Source organism: Nonomuraea sp. NPDC049269 (genome assembly GCF_043197155.1).
Classification (GTDB): Bacteria; Actinomycetota; Actinomycetes; order Streptosporangiales; family Streptosporangiaceae; genus Nonomuraea.
In genome coordinates this window covers 200992-217382 of the sequence record NZ_JBICSO010000007.1, presented here as the reverse complement: position 1 = coordinate 217382, position 16391 = coordinate 200992, and the positions used below count along the sequence as shown (strand labels likewise).

The window sequence follows — 16391 nt, the reverse complement described above, 5'->3', positions numbered from 1 at the left end:
CGCATGCCGAACGGCCAGCTCAGCCCGGCGGGGCGCGCGGAAGCGCTGGCCCGACTCGCCCGCACGGAGTACGACGTCCTCGTCATAGGCGGCGGCGTCACCGGAGCCGGGGCCGCCCTGGACGCGGCCACCCGCGGGCTGGCCGTCGCCCTCGTCGAGATGCGTGACTACGCGGCCGGCACGTCCAGCCGATCGGGCAAGCTCATTCACGGCGGCCTCCGCTACCTCGAGCGGTTCGACTTCGGCCTCGTCCGCGAGTCGCTGCGCGAGCGCAGGCTGCTCCTGAAGGACATCGCGCCGCACCTCGTGAAGCCCATCCGCTTCCTCTACCCGCTCCGCCGGCGGCTCTGGGAGCGCGCCTACGTGGGCGCGGGCCTCCTGCTCTACGACACCCTGGGCGGCGCCGGCGCCGTTCCCCGCCACCGGCACCTGTCCCGCGGCGCGGTGCGGCGCCTCGCGCCCGGTGTCAAGCAGAGCGGGCTGATCGGCGCGATCACGTTCTACGACACCCAGGTCGACGACTCGCGCCACACCCTGGAACTCGTCCGCACCGCGGCGGCTCACGGCGCGGAGGTCGCCTCCGCCGTCAAGGTCGTCGGGCTGACCAGGTCCGGTGGCGCCGTCCACGGCGCGGAGGCACAGGACCTGGAGACCGGAGAGACCTTCACCATCCGCGCCAGGCACGTGGTCAACGCCGCAGGCGTCTGGACGGACGGGCTGGCCAGGCTCGCGGGAGGCAGGCCCGGCTTCAGCGTGAAAGCGTCCAAGGGCGTCCACATCATGGTGCCGCGGGAGCGGATCCGCAGCGACGTCTCGCTCTTCGTCCGCGCCGAGGACAGCGTCCTGTTCGTACGGAGCTGGGGCCGCCATTGGCTGATCGGCACCACGGACACGGCGTGGACGGCCGGGCTCGACCATCCGGCGGCGACCTCGACCGACATCGACTACCTGCTGCGCAACGTGAACGCCGTGCTGGAGACCGAGCTCGGCCGGGACGACGTCGACGGCGTCTTCGCCGGGCTCCGCCCCCTCATCCACGGCGAGGCCGGCACGACCAGCAGGCTCAGCCGGGAGCACGCGGTGGAGACCTCCGTCCCGGGGTTCACCACGATCGCGGGCGGCAAGTACACCACTTACCGGATCATGGCCAAGGACGCGATCGACGAGGCGGTGAAGGGACTCGGCCGCGAGACGCCCTCGTCGCGGACCCAGAGCGTCCCCCTGATCGGCGCCCTCGGCTACGCCGAGACCAGGGCGCGCGCGGCCGGCCTCGCCGCGTCCGTGGGTCTCACCCCGGAGCAGACCGATCACCTCCTCGGTCGCTACGGCTCGCTGACCGAGGACCTGATCGCCATGATCGTCGAACGGCCCGAACTCGGGCGGCCCATCGACGGCGCGCCGGACTACCTGCTCGCCGAGGCGGTCTACGCCGTGACGCACGAGGGCGCGCTCCACCTCGACGACGTTCTGACCCGCCGTACCCACATCGCGATCGAGACGCACGATCGGGGTGCCGCCGCCGCGCGCGCGGTCGCCCCGGTGATCGGCACGGCGCTCGGCTGGGATGCCGAGCGGGTGCGGAAGGAGCTCGGCTTCTACCTCGCCCGGCTCGAGGCGGAACTGGCCGCCCAGCGGCTCCCCGACGACGAGTCGGCCGTGGCCGCCCGCGAGATCGTCAGAGACCCCCGGCTTCGCGTGGCCGACGGTGATCGACTATGACGAATCTTGAAACTGTCCCCGACGCCGAAAGAGCCCCCGTGCGAAAGAACAAGGCTCGTCAGAACCAGATCGCCGACCTCATCCTGGGGGAGGGGTCGATGACGGCGCAGGAACTCGCGGAGATGTTCGGCGTCAGCGTCATGACGATTCACCGTGACCTCGACGAGCTCGAGCGGCAGGGCGTCCTGCGCAAGGCGCGCGGCGTCGCGACCGCCCTGCCGAGCGGGGTGTTCGAGGCCCGCGTGGCGTTCCGGCACGCGACCGCCATCGAGCACAAGCGCCGGATCGCCCAGGCGGCGCTGCGCCACGTCGAACCCGGCATGTCCGTGATGCTCGACGACTCGACGACTGTCCTGCACATGGTCCCCGGCCTCGCGGAGTACGCGCCGCTGCACGTCGCCACGAACTTCATGGCCGCGCTCAAGGAGCTGACCGCCCTGCCGGACATCCGCGTCATCGGGATCGGCGGCGACTATGACCCACTGCACGACTCCTTCCAGGGCATGCACGCCATCGAGGTCATCAAGGCCATTCACGCCGACGTGCTGTTCATGTCCACCTCGGCCGTCGCGGCCGGTCACGCCTACCACCAGGAGGAGCGCATCGTGGCGTTCAAGCGGGCGATGATCGGGTCCGCCTCCGTGCGCTACCTGCTGGTGGACAGCAGCAAGCTGGACAAGACCGCGCTGCACGGGCTGGCTCCCCTGTCCGTCTTCGATCTAGTGATCACCGACTCCGAGGCGAGCCCGCAGGCGCTCGAAGCCCTTGAGGCGGCCGGAGCGACCGTGGAGGTGGCCTCATGACCCACGCCCAGACCATCGAGGGGGTCGTCTTCGATCTGGATGGTGTGATCATCGAGAGCGAGCACCTCTGGGAGGAGGTCTGGCGCGACTTCTCCGAATCTCGAGGGCGCCCGTGGGAGCTGTCCGACACCCTGGCCGTCCAGGGCATGAGCTCGATCGAGTGGGCCGGCTACCTCGCCCACCACGTCGGCGCCCCCGGCGACGCGGACGTGGCCCGCGACTACTGCGTGGACGGGCTGGTCAGCCGCATCCGGCGCGGTGAGGCCGAACTTCTCCCCGGCGCGAAAGAGCTGGTCACCAGCGTGAGCGCCCGCGTCCCCATCGCGCTGGCCTCGTCGGCCGCCCGCCGGGCCATCGACGCGGTGCTCCACCATCACGACCTGGCCGGCCTGTTCACCGCCACCGTGTCGAGTGAGGAGGTGCCTCGCGGCAAGCCGAGTCCCGACGTCTACCTCGAGGCCGTCGCCCTGCTCGGGATCAGCCCCGGCAACGGCCTCGCCGTGGAGGACTCCAGCAACGGCATCCGGGCCGCGTACGCCGCCGGCCTGCTCGTCGTCGGGATTCCGAACGCCACCTACCCGCCCAAACCGGATGCGGCGGCGCTGGCGGACCACCTTGCCGCCGATCACGTCGATGCGCGTGAGTTCATCCTCGCGCAGCTGCCGGAGGGAGTACGCCCGTGACCAAGATCTTCAACGATCCCGCCGACTTCAAGAACGAGGTCATCAACGGGTTCGCCCTCGCCTACCCGGACTACGTCCGCCAGGTGCCCGGAGCCTCCGGTTTCATCCGGTCCGGCGGCCCGCGCGCGGGCAAGGTCAGCCTGGTCGTCGGCGGTGGATCGGGTCATTATCCGTCCTACTCGGGGGTGACCGGCGTCGGGTTCGCCGACGGAGCCGTGCTCGGTGACGTCTTCACCTCGCCCTCGGCCGAGCAGGTCTACCGGGTCGCGCGCGCCGCGCACGGCGGCGCCGGACTGGTTCTGGCCTTCGGCAACTACGCCGGTGACCGGCTGAACTTCGCCGCCGCCGCCGATCGCCTGCGCGCGGAGGGCGTCGACGTCCGCATCGTGTACGTGACCGACGACATCGCCTCCGCCACCGCCGCCGAGATGGACAAGCGGCGCGGCATCGCCGGCACGTTCACCGTCTACAAGGCCGGAGGTGCCGCCGCGGAGCGCGGCGACGATCTCGACACGGTGGAGCGGATCATGCGCGCGGCCAACGCCCGTACGTTCTCGTTCGGTGTCGCCTTCGCCGGCTGTACGTTCCCGGGGCAGTCCGGCCCGCTGTTCGCCGTGGCCGAGCGGACGATGGACTTCGGGCTGGGCATCCACGGCGAGCCCGGCGTCCGATCCGATGCCTGGATGCCCGCGTCGAAGATCGCCGCCGCGCTGGTGGAGCCGCTCCTCGCCGAACGTCCGGCGGGCGCCCGTCGCGCCGCCGTGCTCCTCAACGGCCTCGGGGCCACCAAGTACGAGGAGCTGTTCCTGCTCTGGAGCAACGTGTGGCCGCTGCTCGCCGACGCCGGCGTCGAGCCGGTCATGCCGGAGGTCGGCGAGCTGGTCACGAGCCTGGACATGGCGGGCTGCTCGCTCTCGATCACCTGGCTGGACGACGAGCTGGACGAGCTCTGGCGGGCCCCGGCACAGACACCCGCCTTCCGCCGGGGCGGTGTCCACGCCTTCGAACGCGCCGAGGTCTTGGAACGCAGCGAGACCTTCGAACGCTACGTGCCCCCGGGACAGGCCGCCGTGGCGGGCGCCGCCGAGCAGGCCGGCCCCGAGTCGGAGTGCGCCGCCGCCGTCGTCCGGGACGCGCTCCGCGCGATGACCGCCGTCGTGGTCGAGCACGAGGACGAACTGGCGCGGATCGACGCGGTCGCCGGCGACGGCGACCATGGCTCCGGCATGGTTCGCGGGTCGCGCGCCGCCCAGTCAGCCGCCGAGGCGGCCAGGGGAGGCGTCGAGACCGTGCTCGCCGCCGCCGCGAGCGCCTTCGGTGACCGGGCAGGTGGCACCTCCGGGGTGCTGTGGAGCCTGTTCCTGCGCACGATCGGGGAGTCCCTCGGCGACGTCGAGCCCGTCGACCCGGCCCGGCTCGCGCGGGCCGTGCGGCGGGGCGCGGCGGCGATGAAGGATTTCGGCGGCGCCGAACTCGGCGACAAGACCATGCTCGACGCGCTCTTCCCGTTCGTCGACGCCCTCGACGCCAACCTCGCCGCGGGCGCCGCGCTCGCCGACGCCTGGGCCGCCGCGGCCCGGTCCGCGGTCGAGGCGGCCGCCGCCACCTCGCGGCTCGTGCCCAGGATCGGCCGGGCCCGGCCCCTGGCCAAACGCAGTGTCGGGTCCCCGGACGCCGGCGCGACCTCTATGGGCCTCATCCTCACAGCCGTCGGCGACGTACTCGCCCGGCACCGCGGCTGACGCCGCCCGAAGGCCCGACTGAAGGAACGTACGAAGGAGACGACTGTCCATGGTTTCCAAGCGCTGGCGGATGGCGATCGGTTGTGACGTCGCCGGGCTCGCCTACAAGGAGATGATCCTCGCGGACCTGCGGGCCGACGACCGCGTGGAGTCGGTCCGCGACCTCGGTGTCCCCGCGTCGGATCCGGAGAGCGAGTCCTACGGCGAGGTCGGGATCAGGCTCGCCGAGCTCGTCGCGGCGGGGGAGATCGACAGGGGTGTGCTGATCTGCGGCACCGGCATCGGCATGGCCATCAGCGCCAACAAGGTGCCCGGCGTGCGCGCCACGGTCGCTCACGACTCCTTCAGCGCCGAGCGGTCGATCCTGTCCAACGACTGCCAGGTGCTCACGCTCGGCCAGCGCGTGATCGGGCCCGAGCTGGCCCGCCGCCTGGTCAAGGAGTGGCTCGGCTACGAGTTCGACAGCTCCTCCCCGTCGAATGAGAAGGTCGTGGTCATCACCCGCTACGAGGAACGCACCGCGAGCTAGGGATCCCTCCCCGGAGATTGGCGCGGTCACGAAGGAGCGAGAAGCATGGCCATCCTGTGCGTCGACGCGGGCACCACCATGGTCAAGGCCGTGATGTTCGACGACGAGGGCCGCGAGCTGCAGGTCGCCCGCCAGGCGACGCAGGTCCGGCGACCTTCCCCGGGCTTCAGCGAGCAGGACATGTACGGCGTCTGGGACGCGGTCGTGTACACCGTCCGGTCCGTCGTCCACGGTTGCCGCGAGCCGGTGCGGATGCTCGCGTTCACCGGGCAGGGGGACGGATGCTGGCTGGTGGGACCCGACGGCCGCCCCACGGGGCCGGCCATTCTGTGGAACGACGGGCGGGCCGGTGACATCATCGACCGCTGGGAGGCCGGCGGGGTGCTCGACGACGCCTTCCGGATCAACGGCAACTACGGCTTCGCCGGCACGTCCGGTGCCATCCTGAAGTGGTTGCGGGCCAACGACCGGCAGCGGCTCGACGGGTCTCACAAGGCGCTGTACTGCGGCGGCTGGCTGTTCCTGCGGCTCACCGGCGAGTACGCGGTCGAGGAGTCCGACGCCGCCTCGCCGTTCCTCGACATCCGCGGGCGTACCTACTCGCCCGAGGTTCTCGACCTCCTCGGCATGCCTTGGGCCGAACGCCTCCTGCCCGGCGTCCGCGGCGACGGCGACCGGATCGGCGAGCTGCAGGCCCAGGCGGCGGCGGAGCTGCGGCTCCCGGCCGGGCTGCCGGTGGTCATGGCGCCGTTCGACATCCCGGCCACGGCGCTCGGCATCGGGGCCGTCACACCGGGACAGACCTGCACGATCCTCGGGACCACCCTGTCCACCGGGACACCCGTCGCCGCGGTCGACACCTCTGGCACGCCGGCCGGGATGACCCTGCCCTCCGGAGCGCCGGGCGGATACCTGCGCTCCCTCGCCGCCATGGCCGGGGTGGAGGCCATCGGCTGGGGGATGAAGCTCATCGGCCTGGACAAGCCCAACTGGATCTCCGACCTCGCGCAGACCACCGATCCCGGCGCGGGCGGCATCTTCTTCCACCCGTACCTCAGTCCCGCGGGCGAGCGCGCCCCGTTCCGGGACACCCGGGCCCGCGGCTCGATGAGCGGGCTCTCCTTCGAGCACACCAGGTCCCATATCGCCCGCGCCATGCTGGAAGGGATGAGCTATGTCGTGCGCGAATGCCTGGAGTTCTCGGGCACCCGCGCCACGGAGCTGCGGATCACGGGTGGCGGGGCGAACAGTGACTTCTGGTGCCAGTTGCTCGCCGACATCACCGGCGTGCCCACGATGCGGTCCGCCGACTCCGAGATCGGGGCCAAGGGGGCGTTCGTCACCGCGCTCGTCGCCTCCGGCGCCGTGCCCTCCGTGCGGGCCGCGGTGGAACGGCACGTGGTGCCGCGCGACGTCTTCGAGCCCGACGCGCGGCGGTCCGCTCTGTATGACGACCTGTACGGGGACTTCCTGGCCATCCGCGACGGTGAGATGAACAACTGGGACCGCCTGGCCGTGTCCCGGGCCCGATACCAGGCGGCCGACCCGGTCCCCTGGGAGGACCCCGGCCCAGTCGTTCTCGCCTGAGCGACTACCCGAGATAGCCACCCATGGTGCGGAAGTAGTCGGTGGCCGCGTGCTCGACGCCGTCCGGCGTCCGCAACCGTCTCACCACCAGCCCGCGCCGCTGCCCCTTGCGGGCGTCCGAGCCGGAGACGATGGCCACGCCGTCCCCCTCCCGGATGAAGATCCGTCCTGGGGTGCCGCCGTAGCGGGCCTGCGACACCGCGGCCGACAGGATCTCGATCCGCTCACCGCGATGGTGGGTGAAGGCGTTCGGGTACGGGTCCGACTGGGCGCGGATCAGCCGCTCCAGGTCCTCGGCCGGCCAGTTCCAGTCGATCCGGCCGTCTTCGACCGACCGTTTGTGGAAGAAGCTGGCTTCGGCGCGGTCCTGGGGGACCCACCGCGCCTGACCGGAGGCGATCAGGTCCAGCGACTCCCGCACGATCGGCTCGATCAGGTCCACCGTCCGGTGGAAGAGGTCGGTCGCGGTGTCGCCGTCCTGCACGGGCACGGCCCGTTGCAGCAGGATGTCGCCCGCGTCCAGCTCGGCGTTCATGCGGTGCGCGGTGACGCCGACCTCCTTCTCTCCGTTGATCAACGCCCAGATCAGCGGGGAGAAGCCCGCGTACGCCGGAAGCAGCGAATCGTGGACGTTGAGCGTGCCGTGCGGCGGCAGGTCGAAGATCTCCGGCGGCAGCCAGGTCCGCCAGTTGTTGGCGACGATGATGTCCGGCGCGGCGTCCTTGAGCGTCTGAAGGAGCCCGGCGTCGTCGGGCCGGTTGCGCAGCAGCACCGGTACGTCATGCTCGGCCGCGAGCTCCGCGACCGAGTCGTCCCAGATCTTCTCGTACGCGTGCTCACTCTTGGGATGGGTGACGGCGAGGATCACGTCATGCCCGGAGTCGAGCAGGGCACGCAGCGTCCGATGACCCCAGGTCTGGTACCCGAACATGACCACTCGCATGATCGCACCCTCTCCTTCATGATTATTGAAAGGTTAGCCTAACCTTATCTACTATGACCACGATGAGGGAGGCGATGCCGCGGTGGACACACTGCCGAGTGGACCGGACAGCATCTACGACATCCTGGGCGTAGGTTTCGGGCCGTCGAACCTGGCGCTGGCCATAGCCGTCGACGAGCACAACGCACGGGTTCCGGAAGCGGAGCGGCTCCGCGCCGGGTTCCTGGAGAAGCAGCCCGCCTTCGGCTGGCACCGGGGGATGCTGCTCGACGACGCCACCATGCAGGTGTCGTTCCTGAAGGACCTGGTCACCATGCGTGACCCGGCGAGCGACTTCAGCTTCCTGTGCTACCTGAAGGAGCGCGGCAGGCTGGTGGACTTTCTCAACCACAAGACGCTGTTCCCGTTAAGAATCGACTTCCACGGCTACTTCGAGTGGGCCGCGGCCCGGATGCGGGACGTGGTCGAGTACTCCGCCGAGGTCGTGTCCATCGAGCCGGTCGTCACCGAGGACGGCGAGGTCCGCCTGTTCGACGTGATCAGCCGCGACCCCGCCGACCCGGATCGCGTCATCGTCCGCCGCACCCGCAACATCTGCGTCGCCACCGGCCTCGAACCGCACCTGCCGCCGGGCGCCGCCCTGTCGGACCGGGTGTGGCACAACAGCGAGCTGATCCCGCGGGTGGCCGCCCTCACCGAGGCCGGTGTCCCGGTGCGCCGGATCCTGGTGCTCGGGGCCGGGCAGAGCGCGGCCGAGACGGCCGACTATCTCCACCGGACCTTCACCGGGGCCGAGGTGTGCGCGGTGTTCGCCAAGTACGGCTACACCCCCGCCGACGACAGCCCCTTCGCGAACCGGATCTTCGACCCCGAAGCCGTCGACACCTTCTTCCAGGCCCCGGCCCCGGTCAAGCAGGCGCTCTACGAATACCACCGCGGCACCAACTACTCGGTGGTCGACATGGACCTCATCGAGTCCCTGTACGCGACCATGTACCGCGAGAAGGTCCAGGGCAACGAACGCCTGCGCATCCTCAAGGTCTCCCGCATCAGGGACGTCAGCGTCGCCGGCGACCGCCTGGACGTCACGGTGGAGTACCTGCCCACCGGCGAGCGGGAGGTGCTGGCCACGGACATCCTGGTGCACGCCACCGGCTACCGCCCCCAGGACCTCGGCACCGTGCTCGGCGAGACGGCCAAGCTCTGCCTGCGGGACGAGGAGGACGAGGTACGGATCGGCCGCGACTACCGGGTCGAGGTGCCCTGGCACGTGTCCGCGGGCATCTACGTACAGGGGGCCAGCGAGCACACCCACGGCATCACCTCCACGCTGCTGTCCACAACGGCCGTCCGCGCCGGCGAGATCCGCGACTCCCTGCTCGCCAGTCGCGCACGAGCCACGAGCTAGTGGTAGCCCTGCGCTTACGTCCGGGACAGGCGGAGCAGGCGGTGACCGGCGGCGTCGCCGCGACCAACACGGGCCGGAGCGCGTGGCTGGCGGTGTGCGTGGCGCTGCTGGCCGCCGCCTGCGTCCTGAGCATCGTGATCGGCACCAAGAACATCGCGCCGGCCACGGTCTGGAACGCCTTCGCCCACTTCACCAACACCGACGACCAGGCACTCGTACGCGAGCTGCGCGTCCCCAGGACCGCGCTGGGCCTGCTCGTCGGCGCGGCGCTGGGCATCTCGGGCGCGGTCCTCCAGGCCGTGACCCGGAACCCGCTGGCCGACACCCAGATCCTCGGCATCAACGCGGGCGCGGGCCTGTTCGTGGTCTTCGCGATCGGGGTGCTGGGGCTCAGCGGCATCTGGTCGTACGTGTGGTTCGCCTTCCTCGGGAGCGCCGTGGCCATGGTCCTGGTGTACGCCCTGGGCTCGGCGGGGCGCAGGGGCGCGACGCCGGTCCAGCTGACGCTCGCCGGGGTGGCGCTCGGCGCGGTCATGGAGGGCGTCTCGGCCGGGATCCGGCTGCTGAAGCCGCGGGCGTTCGACTACCTGCGGTTCTGGGACGTCGGCACCCTGACGGGCCGGCCGCTGTCGATCGCGGGAGCCGTGGCGCCGTTCGTCGTGGCGGGGCTGGTCCTGGCGCTGGTTGTCGCGCGTTCGCTCAACGCCATCGCCCTGGGGGACGATCTCGCCCGGTCGCTGGGCACGAACATCGGCCGGGCACGGGCCCTGTCCATGCTCTCGGTGACCCTGCTGGCGGGCGCGGCGACCGCGGCGGTCGGGCCGATCGGGTTCGTGGGGCTGATGGTGCCGCATGCCGCTCGCTGGATCGTCGGGCCGGACCAGCGCTGGATCTTCGCCTACACGGTGGTCTGCGCGCCGATTCTGCTGCTCGCCGCCGACGTCGTCGGCCGGGTGGTGATCCGGCCGGCCGAGCTGCAGGTGGGGATCGTGACGGCGTTCGTGGGCGCCCCGGTGCTGATCTGGCTGATCCGCCGCAGAACGGTGAGCGGGCCATGACCGGGTTGGACTTCGGCAGGCGGGTCGTGGTCGTGCGCGGCGCGGCGCTGTCCCTGCGGCTCGGCGTGCGTACCGGGATCATCTGCGCGGTGCTGGGCGTGGCCGCCCTCGCGGTGGGCGTGCTGGCACTTGGCACCGGTGAGTTCGAGGTGCCCGTGGGGGAGGTGGTCCGCGTCCTGCTGGGCGGTGAACAGGGCCCCGCCCGGCTGGTGGTCGTGGAGTGGCGGCTGCCACGGGTGCTGCTGTCCCTGATCATCGGGACGGCCCTGGGGCTCAGCGGTGCCGTGTTCCAGTCGTTGATGCGTAATCCGCTGGGCAGCCCCGACGTGATCGGGTTCAACACCGGGGCGTACACCGGGGTGCTCGTCACGATGATGTTCGTGGGCCGCGACTACTACCAGACGGCCGCGGGCGCGCTGGCAGGCGGCCTGCTCGCCGCCGCGGTGGTCTACCTGCTGGCGTACCGGAAGGGTGTGCAGGGGTTCCGGCTGATCATCGTGGGGATCGCGGTCGGCGCGGTCCTCGGCGCGGCCAACCAGTGGTTCGTCATCAAGGTGAACCTGCAGACCGCCGTCGCGGCCGCGATCTGGGGACAGGGCAGCCTGAACACCCTGGGCTGGGACCAGGTCCTGCCCGTGGCCGTCTCGGTCGCGGTGCTGACCGCGCTCCTGATGGCACTCGGGCCGCGCCTGTCCCTGCTGGCGATGGGGGACGACGCCGCCGCGGCGCTCGGCGTCCGCGCGGAGCGGTCCCGCCTGGTGTACCTCGTCATCGGGGTGGCGCTGACGGCGGTGGCGACGGCGGCCGCCGGGCCGATCTCGTTCGTCGCGCTGGCCGTCCCGCAGCTCGCCCGCCTGCTGACGCGTACGGCCGGCATCGCGCTGGTGCCGTCCGCGGTCACGGGCGCGCTGCTGCTGGCCACGAGCGACTGGCTCGCGCAGCGGGCCTTCGCCCCCATCCAGCTCCCGGTCGGCATCGTCACGGTGTCGCTGGGTGGCGTCTACTTCGCATGGCTGCTGGCCAGGCACGCGCGCAGCCGATGAGGAGGCGAGTCATGCCGAGCACACCGCTCACGCCGAGCACACCGGCGCTTACGCCGAGCACAGAGGCGCGCTTGAGCGCCCGGGACATCACCGTGGGGTACGGCCGGCGGCCGATCAGCGAACACCTGAGCGTGGACGTGCCCGACGGGCGGTTCACCGTGATCGTCGGGCCGAACGCGTGTGGCAAGTCCACGCTGCTCAGGGCGCTGTCACGGCTGCTCAAGCCGGACGCCGGGCAGGTGGTGCTGGACGGCAAGGACATCCACGCCTATCCGGCCAAGGAGGTCGCCCGGCGGCTCGGTCTGCTGCCGCAGTCGTCGATCGCGCCCGACGGCATCACCGCGGCCGACCTGGTGGCCCGCGGCCGGTACCCCTACCAGAAGCTGATCAGGCAGTGGTCGGCCGAGGACGAGGCCGCCGTGGTGGCCGCGATGACGGCGACCGGCGTGCTCGACCTGTCGGGCCGGCTGGTGGACACGCTGTCCGGCGGGCAGCGCCAGCGGGTCTGGGTCGCGATGGTGCTCGCCCAGCAGACCCCGATCGTGCTGCTCGACGAGCCCACCACGTTCCTCGACATCGGCCACCAGATCGAGCTGCTCGAACTGTGCCGGCGCCTGAACCGCGAACACCGCAACACCACCGTGGCCGTCCTGCACGACCTCAACCAGGCCTGCCGGTACGCCGACCACATCATCGCCATGAAGGCGGGCTCGATCGTGGCGCGAGGCGACCCCAAGGCGATCATCACCGCCGAGCTGATCGAGGACGTGTTCGGCCTGCCCTGCCGGATCATCGACGACCCGGAGACGCACACACCCCTGGTCATCCCGCGATCCCAACCCATCCCCGATGCCGAGGAGGCACAGTGTCCGACAACCCCTTCGACGACGAGAACGGCACCTTCTACGTCCTGGTGAACGACGAGGAGCAGCACTCCCTGTGGCCGACCTTCAAGGAGGTGCCCGCCGGCTGGCGGATCGTCTTCGGTGAAGGCGGGCAGGGCAAGCGGCAGGAGTGCCTCGACTATGTCGACCAGAACTGGACGGACCTGCGTCCCAAGAGCCTGCGCGAAAGCATGGCCCATGCTTCGGCCCGTGCTTCGGGCCCCGCTTCGGTGCAGGTGAACGACAGCTGAGCGCGTCAGCGGCAGCGCGGCCCTGGACGGGGTGGCGCATCCTTCTGCGTACGGTGACCCGCAACCGGCGGCGGCTGGGCCTGGGAACCGGTCTCATCAGCCTTCACCAGGTGTGCGAGTCACTCGTGCCGATCTTCATCGGGGTCATCGTCGACCGGGCCATCGGCCCCGGCGACGGCGGCGCCCTGGTGCTCTGGGTGGCGGCGCTGGGGGTGCTGTTCGGCGTGCTGACGACGGTGTACCGGTTCGGTGCCCGGCAGCTCATGCTCGCCATCGCGGTGGAGGCCCACACGCTCCGGGTCGAGGTCGCCACGAAGATCATGCATCCGCGTGGCATCCGTACCGACCAGCGGGCCGGCGACCTGCTCACCGTCTCGACCACCGACACGGACAACACCTCGTACCTGCTGGACTATGTACCACGCGTCGCCGGTGCGGTGACGGCCACCGTGGTGAGCGCCGTCGCGCTGCTCGTGATCGACGTCCGGCTCGGGCTGGCCGTCCTCGTCGGAACGCCCGTGGTGCTCCTCGCGCTGCAGGCGGGTACGCCGCTGATCACCAAGCGGGTGGCCGAGCAGCAGGAACGCGCGGCCGAGGCCACGTCACTGGCGACCGACCTGGTCAGCGGCCTGCGCCCGCTGCGCGGCATCGGCGCCGAGGAGGCGGCCGCCCAGCGTTACCGGGAGGTCAGTGGGCGTTCGCTGCGGGCCATCGTCCGGGCGGCCCGCACCCAGGGCGTGTACGTGGCCGCCTCGACGGTCTGTGGGGCGCTGCTGGCCTGCGGCATCGCGATCCTGGCCGGCTGGTTCGCGCTGAACGGGCGGATCAGCGCCGGGGAGCTCATCACCGTCATCGGGCTCGCCCAGTTCCTGATGGAGCCGATTGGGCTGCTGGCCATCGTCCCGAGCTGGGTCGCCGAGGCGCGGGCGTCGGCCGATCGGGTGGCCGTCGTCCTGGACGCGGACCCGCTGGTGCCCGAGGGCGTCGAGGAACTCGCCCCCGACGGAGCGCCCGAGCTGGAGGTGCGCGCGCTCAAATACGGCACGCTCGACGGGGTGGACCTGATCGTGCGTCCCGGCGAGTTCGTGGGCGTGGTGGCACACCGCGCCGCCGACGGGGAGGCGCTGGTCAAGATCCTCTCGGGGCGGGTGGCGCCGGCGGAGTACGACGGCCAGATCCTGGTCGGCGACCGGCAACTGGCCCGCGTCCGGCTGGCGCAGCTCCGCCGGACGATGCTGGTCGAACCCCACCACACGGACCTGTTCACGGGCACGATCAGAGACAACGTCACCGCCGGCGCACCGCCGATGGACCCGACCGAGGACCCGCCGGAGCGCCAGGCGGGAAGTCCGGCGGAAGTGCTGGCCGGGGTCCTGGCCGCGTCGGCGGCCGATCAGGTGCTCTCCGCGCATCCCGACGGTCTGGAGCACCTCGTCACCGAGCGGGGTGCCAGCCTGTCGGGCGGGCAGAGGCAACGGGTCGCCCTCGCCCGGGCGCTGATGGCCCGGCCACCGATCCTCGTCCTGCACGACCCGACGACGGCCGTCGACGCCGTCACCGAACACGCGATCGCCCAAGGCGTACGGGCGCTGCGGCACCCACCGGACGAGACAGGGCCGTTCACCACCGTCGTGATCACGAGCAGCCCCGCGATGCTGGCCGTCACGGACCGGGTCGTCGTCATCGACGACGGCCGGGTGGTCGCCGAAGGAGCCCACGCCGAACTGGCCGCGACAGACAGGAACTACAACCGGGCGGTACTGAGATGACCGGACCAGACGGCGACAACCCGGCCGCGGAACTCGACCGCGAGCCGATCACCGGAGCGCCTGACCGTGGGCCGCTCCCGACAGCCGGCTCGCTCGACCGCGAGGCGCCGTCGATCGCCGAAGCGTCTGACCGTGAGCTGCTGCCGATCGCGGGCGCGCGACTGACGTGGTCGTGGCTGTGGCGGGAGCTGCGCGGCCGGTGGCTGAACCTCACCTTCGCGCTGCTGGTGGGCCTGGTGGGGGCGGTCGCCTCCGTGGTCCCGGCCTACGCGCTGGGCGCGCTCGTGGACCGGGTGCGGGAGCACGCCCCTGGCTCCGCGATCGTGCCCATCACGATCGTGATCACTGTCGCCGCCGTGGTCGGGGGCGTGACCACCGGCCTGGCCACGTACCTGATCGGCAGGTTGTGCGGGCAGATCCTCGCGGTGCTGCGGGAGGCGACCGTGGCCCGGGCACTGACCTTGCCGGCCACGACGCTCGAGCGTACCGGCAAGGGCGACCTGCTCTCGCGGGTGGGCACGGACGCCGCGTCGATCGGCAAGGCCGCCTCCGACGTGATCCCCACGATGATCTCGGCGTTCCTGCTGGGCGTCCTGAGCGTCGCGGCGATGGCCGGGATCGACTGGCGGCTGGGGCTGGCCGGCGCGGTCGCGGTGCCGTTGTACGCGATGGCTCTGCGGTGGTACCTGCCGAAGGCGGCGCCCCAGTACGCCAGGGAGCGGCGGGCGGTGGCGGACTCCTCGCAGCTTTTGGTCGAGAACATGCAGGGCGTCCGTACGGTGCACGCCTACCGCCTGGAACAGGCCCGCCTGCACGACATCGGGATCGCCTCCGGGCGGGCTCGGGACATCTCGGTGTCGGTCTTCAGGCTGTTCACCCGCTTTGTCGGGCGGGTCAACCGGGCGGAGTTCTTCGGCCTGGCCGCGATCCTGATAGCGGGGTTCCTGCTGGTGCGTGGCGGGTCGGTCACGGTCGGCGAGAGCGCGGCGGCGGCGGTCCTCTTCCACCGCCTGTTCAACCCGATCGGGATGCTGCTGTTCACCTTCGACGAGGTACAGGCGGCGGGCGCGAGCCTGGCCCGCCTCGTCGGGGTGGTCGAGCTCACCCCGACACCGCGCCCGGCCACCGGCGGCGACCTGGACGGAGAGCCGCCCGTGCCGGCGGACGGCTCGCCGGAATTGTCCGGTGAGCCGCGTCTGCCGGTGGACGGTTCGTTGGAGTTGTCCGGCGTGCGCTTCAGCTATGACGGTCAGGTCGATGTGCTCGATGGTGTGAGCGTCCGGGTCGCGGCGGGCGCGCGGGTGGCGCTGGTCGGATCGACGGGGGCGGGCAAGTCCACCCTCGCGGCGATCGCGGCCGGGATCCTGCGCCCCGGTCACGGCGAGGCGCGGGTCGGCGGCGTGCCGCTGGCGGAGCTCGCTCCGGCCGACCTGCGCGAGCGGGTGGCGATCGTCACCCAGGAGACACACGTCTTCGCCGGGCCGCTGATCGAGGACCTGCGCCTGGCCCGGCCGGGAGCCTCCCCGGACGAGGCCACCCGGGCGCTGGCCACCGTCGGCGCCCTCGACTGGGCCCAGGGCCTCCCCGACGGCCTCGACACGGTGGTCGGCGAAGGCGGTCACGAGCTCACCGCGGCCCAGGCCCAGCAGCTCGCGCTCGCCCGGCTGGTCCTCGTGGACCCCGCGATCGCCGTCCTCGACGAGGCCACGGCGGAGGCGGGCAGCCTGGGCGCCCGTGACATCGAGGAATCCGCCGCCGCGGCGACCCGGGGACGGACCACCCTGATCGTCGCCCACCGTCTCACCCAGGCGGCCTCGGCCGACCGGGTGATCGTCCTCGAACACGGCCGGGTCCTCGAGGAAGGGCCGCATCACGAGCTGGTCGCCGCCGGCGGCCGGTACGCCGAACTGTGGCGGGCCTGGGAGACGCGTACCCCCACTTCCCCATCAAGTAAGGCTAGGCTAACCTAAGT

The 16391-nt window shown here is 71.5% G+C and carries 14 protein-coding genes; 13 read left to right on the top strand and 1 reads right to left on the bottom strand.

The window, feature by feature from the left end; all coding sequences use genetic code 11:
• Nucleotides 1–3: 3 nt before the first annotated feature.
• Genes ACGFNP_RS36590 through ACGFNP_RS36565 form a run of 6 tightly spaced genes read left to right on the top strand, consistent with a single transcriptional unit; the run spans nucleotide 4 to nucleotide 7063 of the window.
• Nucleotides 4–1719 carry a glycerol-3-phosphate dehydrogenase/oxidase gene (locus ACGFNP_RS36590; protein ID WP_393326576.1) on the top strand — a complete coding sequence of 572 codons (1716 nt, stop codon included), beginning with the start codon at nucleotides 4–6 and terminating at the stop codon, nucleotides 1717–1719.
• Between the two features lie 38 nt (nucleotides 1720–1757).
• Entirely contained in the window at nucleotides 1758–2522 is a 765-nt protein-coding gene (locus tag ACGFNP_RS36585) for a DeoR/GlpR family DNA-binding transcription regulator (protein ID WP_358016491.1), read from the top strand.
• Nucleotides 2519–3205 (top strand): HAD family hydrolase, encoded by a 687-nt coding sequence (locus ACGFNP_RS36580; RefSeq protein ID WP_393326573.1) that lies wholly within the window; start codon nucleotides 2519–2521, stop codon nucleotides 3203–3205. Before ACGFNP_RS36585 ends, ACGFNP_RS36580 begins: the two co-directional genes overlap by 4 nt.
• On the top strand, nucleotides 3202–4947 hold the full coding sequence (locus ACGFNP_RS36575; RefSeq protein ID WP_393326570.1) for a dihydroxyacetone kinase family protein: 1746 nt from the start codon (nucleotides 3202–3204) through the stop codon (nucleotides 4945–4947). The genes ACGFNP_RS36580 and ACGFNP_RS36575 overlap by 4 nt, the downstream gene beginning before the upstream one ends.
• Nucleotides 4948–4996: 49 nt before the next feature.
• Complete coding sequence (locus tag ACGFNP_RS36570; RefSeq protein WP_358016500.1) at nucleotides 4997–5476, top strand: RpiB/LacA/LacB family sugar-phosphate isomerase; 480 nt, start codon at nucleotides 4997–4999, stop codon at nucleotides 5474–5476.
• 45 nt (nucleotides 5477–5521) lie between these two features.
• Nucleotides 5522–7063, top strand: coding sequence for an FGGY family carbohydrate kinase (locus ACGFNP_RS36565; protein WP_393326566.1), 1542 nt, complete (start codon nucleotides 5522–5524; stop codon nucleotides 7061–7063).
• A 4-nt stretch (nucleotides 7064–7067) separates the two neighbouring features.
• Here ACGFNP_RS36565 and ACGFNP_RS36560 read toward each other — a convergent pair whose 3' ends face one another.
• Nucleotides 7068–8006 carry a methionyl-tRNA formyltransferase gene (locus tag ACGFNP_RS36560; protein ID WP_393326563.1) on the bottom strand — a complete coding sequence of 313 codons (939 nt, stop codon included), beginning with the start codon at nucleotides 8004–8006 and terminating at the stop codon, nucleotides 7068–7070.
• A gap of 82 nt (nucleotides 8007–8088) precedes the next feature.
• Here ACGFNP_RS36560 and ACGFNP_RS36555 point away from each other — a divergent pair, with 82 nt between their 5' ends.
• The 7 genes from ACGFNP_RS36555 to ACGFNP_RS36525 are packed head-to-tail and all read left to right on the top strand — an operon-like array spanning nucleotide 8089 to nucleotide 16389.
• Complete coding sequence (locus tag ACGFNP_RS36555) at nucleotides 8089–9414, top strand: lysine N(6)-hydroxylase/L-ornithine N(5)-oxygenase family protein (protein WP_393326561.1); 1326 nt, start codon at nucleotides 8089–8091, stop codon at nucleotides 9412–9414.
• A 41-nt stretch (nucleotides 9415–9455) separates the two neighbouring features.
• A complete protein-coding gene (locus ACGFNP_RS36550) occupies nucleotides 9456–10472 on the top strand; it encodes an iron chelate uptake ABC transporter family permease subunit (protein ID WP_358318007.1) in 1017 nt (338 codons plus the stop codon).
• Entirely contained in the window at nucleotides 10469–11515 is a 1047-nt protein-coding gene (locus ACGFNP_RS36545) for a FecCD family ABC transporter permease (RefSeq protein ID WP_393326558.1), read from the top strand. Before ACGFNP_RS36550 ends, ACGFNP_RS36545 begins: the two co-directional genes overlap by 4 nt.
• Before the next feature lie 11 nt (nucleotides 11516–11526).
• Nucleotides 11527–12432 (top strand): ABC transporter ATP-binding protein, encoded by a 906-nt coding sequence (locus ACGFNP_RS36540; protein WP_393326556.1) that lies wholly within the window; start codon nucleotides 11527–11529, stop codon nucleotides 12430–12432.
• On the top strand, nucleotides 12381–12650 hold the full coding sequence (locus ACGFNP_RS36535; protein WP_393326553.1) for an MbtH family protein: 270 nt from the start codon (nucleotides 12381–12383) through the stop codon (nucleotides 12648–12650). The genes ACGFNP_RS36540 and ACGFNP_RS36535 overlap by 52 nt, the downstream gene beginning before the upstream one ends.
• Before the next feature lie 53 nt (nucleotides 12651–12703).
• Nucleotides 12704–14419 carry an ABC transporter ATP-binding protein gene (locus ACGFNP_RS36530; protein ID WP_393326551.1) on the top strand — a complete coding sequence of 572 codons (1716 nt, stop codon included), beginning with the start codon at nucleotides 12704–12706 and terminating at the stop codon, nucleotides 14417–14419.
• A complete protein-coding gene (locus ACGFNP_RS36525) occupies nucleotides 14416–16389 on the top strand; it encodes an ABC transporter ATP-binding protein (protein WP_393326549.1) in 1974 nt (657 codons plus the stop codon). The genes ACGFNP_RS36530 and ACGFNP_RS36525 overlap by 4 nt, the downstream gene beginning before the upstream one ends.
• The last annotated feature ends 2 nt before the right edge of the window (nucleotides 16390–16391 follow it).

Coding starts and splice junctions, on each gene's coding strand:
- ACGFNP_RS36540 (WP_393326556.1), top strand. CDS start 11,527: ATGCCGAGCACACCGCTCACGCCGAGCACACCGGCGCTTACGCCGAGC.
- ACGFNP_RS36580 (WP_393326573.1), top strand. CDS start 2,519: ATGACCCACGCCCAGACCATCGAGGGGGTCGTCTTCGATCTGGATGGT.
- ACGFNP_RS36590 (WP_393326576.1), top strand. CDS start 4: ATGCCGAACGGCCAGCTCAGCCCGGCGGGGCGCGCGGAAGCGCTGGCC.
- ACGFNP_RS36525 (WP_393326549.1), top strand. CDS start 14,416: ATGACCGGACCAGACGGCGACAACCCGGCCGCGGAACTCGACCGCGAG.
- ACGFNP_RS36560 (WP_393326563.1), bottom strand. CDS start 8,006: ATGCGAGTGGTCATGTTCGGGTACCAGACCTGGGGTCATCGGACGCTG.
- ACGFNP_RS36570 (WP_358016500.1), top strand. CDS start 4,997: ATGGTTTCCAAGCGCTGGCGGATGGCGATCGGTTGTGACGTCGCCGGG.
- ACGFNP_RS36565 (WP_393326566.1), top strand. CDS start 5,522: ATGGCCATCCTGTGCGTCGACGCGGGCACCACCATGGTCAAGGCCGTG.
- ACGFNP_RS36545 (WP_393326558.1), top strand. CDS start 10,469: ATGACCGGGTTGGACTTCGGCAGGCGGGTCGTGGTCGTGCGCGGCGCG.